The organism is Pseudomonas sp. TH10 (assembly GCF_016651255.1).
GTDB lineage: Bacteria > Pseudomonadota > Gammaproteobacteria > Pseudomonadales > Pseudomonadaceae > Aquipseudomonas.
The window spans coordinates 22,969-29,210 of sequence record NZ_JAEKEG010000070.1; the positions used below are offsets into that span (position 1 = coordinate 22,969).

Consider the following 6,242-nt stretch of genomic DNA (forward strand, 5'->3'; position numbering starts at 1 on the left):
AAAATTGATTCGAAAATTTTTAAAGTACGTCCAGACTGAATCGGCACCCATGCCATCAGGTCCATGGAAGTCAACTGAACGTGACACCCGGAGAGTCTTCAATGAGCAGTGTTGTTGCCATCGTCAAAAGCATTGTCGGTCAGGTATTCGTGGTGTCCCCAGAGGGCGTGCGCCGCGTACTCGTTGAAGGCGATCGCCTGTTTGTCGGCGACCAGATCGACACCGGCCTCTCCGGCGCCGTGTCGCTTGAACTGGCTGATGGCCGCACCCTCGACCTGGGTCGCGAAACCCAATGGAGCGCCAACGCGCCCGACTCCAGCACTGACCTGGCCGAGGCCACCGCGCAAGCCGCGCCATCGGTTGAAGAACTGCAGCAAGCCATTGCCGCCGGTGTCGACCCGACTAAAGATCTGGAAGCCACTGCCGCAGGCCCTACGGCCGCGAGTAATGGTGGCGCCGCGGGCGGCGGCCACAGCTTCGTGATGCTTGATGCAACCGCCGGCCGGGTTGACCCGACCGTTGGTTTTCCAACTGCAGGTTTTGGCGCGGTGCCGCTGACCACGCTGGAAACCGTTGATACCCAGAACACCAACAACAACGCCGTTGCCGACGCGCCTCTCACCTCGACGCTGAGCCTGAGCGCAACCCCGACTATCACCGAGGCCGGCGGCGTACTGGTCTACACCGCGAACTTGAGCCAGGCGCCTCTGAGTGACCTGACCATCACCCTGTCCAATGGCGCGGTCATCGTAGTTGCCGCGGGCCAGACCACCGGCACCGTCAATGTACCTCTCGCGCCGAATGACACTGTTTATAACGACCCGAGCCAGATCGAAGTAACCGTCACCGGCACTACAGGCGGCGGGATCACAGTGGCGCCTCCGACCACTCCGGCCGTTACCCAAGTCACTGACACCGTGGATACCACCAACGTCACGCTGACTGCGGGGTCGACCGTTGTTGAAGGTGGCCCGATCACTTACACCGCGACCTTGACCAACCCGGCGCAGACGCCTGTCACCGTAACCTTGAGCAATGGTTCGGTCATTACCATTGGTGCAGGTCAGACCACCGGCACCGTCGTGGTCCAGACTCCGGCCAATGACGTTTATGTCAACGGCAGTACGGTCAGCACTACGATCACTGGCGCTACTGGCGGTAACTTCGAAAACCTGGTGCCGAGCACTACACCGGCTGTTACTACCATCACCGACTCGATCGATGCTACCGCTGTCACCCTGACCGCTGGCTCGACTGTTGTTGAAGGCGGCGCGATTACTTACACCGCGACTTTGACCAACCCTGCCGGCACTCCGGTGACAGTGACCTTGAGCAATGGCTCGGTCATCACCATTGGTGCGGGTCAGACTACCGGCTCCGTCGTGGTCGAAACTGCGGCTAATGACGTTTATGTCAATGGCAGTACGGTCAGCACTACGATCACTGGCGCTACTGGCGGTAACTTCGAAAACCTGGTGCCGAGCACTACACCGGCTGTTACTACCATCACCGACTCGATCGATGCTACCGCTGTCACCCTGACCGCTGGCTCGACTGTTGTTGAAGGCGGCGCGATTACTTACACCGCGACTTTGACCAACCCTGCCGGCACTCCGGTGACTGTGACCTTGAGCAATGGCTCGGTCATTACCATTGGTGCAGGTCAGACTACCGGCTCCGTCGTGGTCCAGACTCCGGCCAATGACGTTTATGTCAACGGCAGTACGGTCAGCACTACGATCACTGGCGCGACTGGCGGTAACTTCGAAAACCTGGTGCCGAGCACTACACCGGCTGTTACCACTATTACCGACTCGATCGATGCCACCGCTGTCACCCTGACTGCTGGCTCGACTGTTGTTGAAGGCGGCGCAATCACCTACACCGCCACCTTAACCAACCCTGCTGGCACTCCGGTGACAGTGACCTTGAGCAATGGCTCGGTCATTACCATTGGCGCTGGGCAGACTACCGCCTCTGTCGTGGTCGAAACTGCGGCTAATGACGTATATGTCAATGGCAGTACGGTCAGCACTACGATCACTGGCGCGACTGGCGGTAACTTCGAAAACCTGGTGCCGAGCACTACGCCAGCTGTTACTACCATCACCGACTCGATCGATGCTACCGCTGTCACCCTGACCGCTGGCTCGACTGTTGTTGAAGGCGGCGCGATCACCTACACCGCCACATTGACCAACCCTGCTGGTACTCCGGTTACCGTGACTTTGAGCAATGGCTCGGTCATTACCATTGGCGCTGGTCAGACTACCGGCTCTGTCGTGGTCGAAACTGCGGCTAATGACGTTTATGTCAACGGCAGCACGGTCAGCACTACGATCACTGGCGCTACTGGCGGTAACTTCGAAAACCTGGTGCCGAGCACTACGCCAGCTGTTACTACCATCACCGACTCGATCGATGCTACCGCTGTCACCCTGACCGCTGGCTCGACTGTTGTTGAAGGCGGCGCGATCACCTACACCGCCACCTTGACCAACCCTGCTGGTACTCCGGTTACCGTGACTTTGAGCAATGGCTCGGTCATTACAATTGGCGCTGGGCAGACTACCGGCTCTGTCGTGGTCGAAACTGCGGCTAATGACGTTTATGTCAACGGCAGCACGGTCAGCACTACGATCACTGGCGCTACTGGCGGTAACTTCGAAAACCTGGTGCCGAGCACTACGCCAGCTGTTACTACCATCACCGACTCGATCGATGCTACCGCTGTCACCCTGACCGCTGGTTCGACTGTTGTTGAAGGCGGCGCGATCACCTACACCGCCACCTTGACCAACCCTGCTGGTACTCCGGTTACCGTGACTTTGAGCAATGGCTCGGTCATTACAATTGGCGCTGGGCAGACTACCGGCTCTGTCGTGGTCGAAACTGCGGCTAATGACGTTTATGTCAACGGCAGCACGGTCAGCACTACGATCACTGGCGCTACTGGCGGTAACTTCGAAAACCTGGTGCCGAGCACTACGCCAGCTGTTACTACCATCACCGACTCGATCGATGCTACCGCTGTCACCCTGACCGCTGGCTCGACTGTTGTTGAAGGCGGCGCGATCACCTACACCGCCACCTTGACCAACCCTGCTGGTACTCCGGTTACCGTGACTTTGAGCAATGGCTCGGTCATCACCATTGGTGCGGGTCAGACTACCGGCTCTGTCGTGGTCGAAACTGCGGCTAATGACGTTTATGTCAACGGCAGTACGATCAGCACTACGATCACTGGCGCGACTGGCGGTAACTTCGAAAACCTGGTGCCGAGCACTACACCGGCTGTTACCACTATTACCGACTCGATCGATGCCACCGCTGTCACCCTGACCGCTGGTTCGACTGTTGTTGAAGGCGGCGCAATTACCTACACCGCCACCTTAACCAACCCTGCCGGCACTCCGGTGACAGTGACCTTGAGCAATGGCTCGGTCATTACCATTGGCGCTGGGCAGACTACCGGCTCTGTCGTGGTCGAAACTGCGACTAATGACGTTTATGTCAACGGCAGCACGGTCAGCACCACGATCACTGGTGCTACTGGCGGCAACTTCGAAAACCTGGTGCCGAGCACTACGCCGGCTGTTACCACTATTACCGACCGCATCGATACCGTCACTGTGACAATCGAAAGTGCCGGCGATGTGCTGGAAAACGCCGCACCGACCTTCACCATCAAGGTTGATCAGAAGCTGGATCAAGACCTGACCGTGACCCTGAGCAATGGTCAGACCGTGACTATCGCGGCTGGTGCAACTGAAGCCACCTACACCCTGCCCGCTCAGGGCGATGACGTTTACAAAGATGGCGAGACCATCAAGCTGGGTATTACTGGTGCAGTGGTAGAAGGTAAGACCTTCGAGAACCTGGTCATCGGCACCGAGGCTCAAGTTGTTGTTGGCGATACCACCAGTGAAGTAATTGCGACCCTGACCGCAGATAAAACCACTGTGGCGGAAGGCGGTTCGGTTACTTACACCGTGACCCTGACCAACGCAGCAGGCCTGCCGATCAACAACCACGGTGAACTGACCTTCACCCTGACTGACGGCACCCAGATCAAAGTCCCAGCCAACGGTAATGTCGGCAGCGCGACCATTGTTGCTGCGGACGACATCCTGGTCGGCGGTCAGCCGACCATCGTCAACAAACTGGAATCGGTGACTGGCGCAGACAACTTCGAGCAACTGACCCTGGGTCAGAACTCGCTGGAAACCACCGTTACTGACGAACCTACCGGTCAAGGCGATGCGGTTAACATCAGCATCACTGGCAACGGCCCGGTCCTGGAAAACCAGGATGCCAGCTTCACCATCAAGCTCGACAAGGCTCAGCTGCAACCAGTCACCGTGACGCTGAGCAACGGCCAGACCGTAGTTTTTGCTGCCGGCGAAACCGAGAAAGTCCATACCCTCGCACCGCAAGGTGATGACGTCTACAAAGATGGCGACACCGTAAACCTGGGTGTTGCCGGTGCAACCTCCAACGGTACTGCGCTGGAAAATGTGGTGCTGGGTAACCCGGCATCGGTCGTTATCACTGACACTATCAGTGAAGTTATTGCGACCCTGACCGCAGATAAAACCACTGTGGCGGAAGGCGGTTCGGTCACTTACACCGTGACCCTGACCACCAGCACCGGTCTGCCGTTGACCAACCATCCTGAGCTGACATTCAAGCTCACCGATGGCACCACCATTACTGTTCCAGCCAACAGCGTGACTGGCCAGGCGACCATTACAGCTGCTGATGACATTGCAGTGGGCGGTCAACCAACCATCGTTAACAAGCTGGAAACAGTCGAAGGTGCAGGTACCTACGAGAAACTGACTCTGGGCGATAACGCGGTGCAAACCACCGTGACCGATGAGCCTACCGGTCAAGGCGATGCGGTTAACATCAGCATCACTGGCAACGGCCCGGTCCTGGAAAACCAGGATGCCAGCTTCACCATCAAGCTCGACAAGGCTCAGCTGCAACCAGTCACCGTGACGCTGAGCAACGGCCAGACCGTAGTTTTTGCTGCCGGCGAAACCGAGAAAGTCCATACCCTCGCACCGCAAGGTGATGACGTCTACAAAGATGGCGACACCGTAAACCTGGGTGTTGCCGGTGCAACCTCCAACGGTACTGCGCTGGAAAATGTGGTGCTGGGTAACCCGGCATCGGTCGTTATCACTGACACTATCAGTGAAGTTATTGCGACCCTGACCGCAGATAAAACCACTGTGGCGGAAGGCGGTTCGGTCACTTACACCGTGACCCTGACCACCAGCACCGGTCTGCCGTTGACCAACCATCCTGAGCTGACCTTCAAGCTCACCGATGGCACCACCATTACTGTTCCAGCCAACAGCGTGACTGGCCAGGCGACCATTACAGCTGCTGATGACATCGGCGTCGGCGGTCAACCAACTATCGTTAACAAGCTGGAAACAGTCGAAGGTGCAGGTACCTACGAGAAACTGACTCTGGGTCAGAACTCGCTGGAAACCACCGTTACTGACGAACCTACCGGTCAAGGCGATGCGGTTAACATCAGCATCACTGGCAACGGCCCGGTCCTGGAAAACCAGGGCGCCGCCTTCACCATCAAGCTCGACAAAGCTCAGCTGCAACCGGTCACTGTGACCTTGAGCAACGGTAAAACCGTAGTATTTGCTGTTGGTGAAACCGAGAAGGTCCACACCCTCGATCCGCAAGGCGACGACGTCTACAAAGACGGCGGCACCGCGCAACTCAGCATTACCGGTGCCACGTCGAATGGCGCACCGCTGGAAAACCCAACCATCGGTGGTCCAGCTTCGGTCACCATCGGCGACACCACCAGCGAAGTGTTTGCGACCCTAACCGCAGACAAAACCACTGTGGCTGAAGGCGGCAAAGTCACCTACACCGTGACCCTGACCACCAGCACCGGTCTGCCGTTGACCAACCATCCTGAGCTGACCTTCAAGCTCACCGATGGCACCACCATTACTGTTCCAGCCAACAGCGTGACTGGCCAGGCGACCATTACAGCTGCTGATGACATCGGCGTCGGCGGTCAACCAACTATCGTTAACAAGCTGGAAACAGTCGAAGGTGCAGGTACCTACGAGAAACTGACTCTGGGTCGATAACGCGGTGCAAACCACCGTGACTGACGAACCTACCGGTCAAGGCGATGCCGTCGGCATCACCATCACCGGCAACGGTCCAGTCCTGGAAAACCAGGGCGCAGCGTTCAC

1 protein-coding gene is annotated in these 6,242 nt (G+C 57.7%); it reads left to right on the forward strand.

Annotated elements, in window-relative coordinates:
* Nucleotides 1–101 precede the first annotated feature (101 nt).
* Nucleotides 102–6,134: a retention module-containing protein gene (locus tag JFT80_RS11390; protein WP_201147926.1), complete on the forward strand. Its 6,033-nt coding sequence runs from the start codon at nucleotides 102–104 to the stop codon at nucleotides 6,132–6,134.
* Nucleotides 6,135–6,242: the final 108 nt, after the last annotated feature.

Bases quoted from the DNA above. Each gene is read 5' to 3' on its own strand.
- JFT80_RS11390 (WP_201147926.1), top strand. From the start codon at position 102: ATGAGCAGTGTTGTTGCCATCGTCAAAAGCATTGTCGGTCAGGTATTC.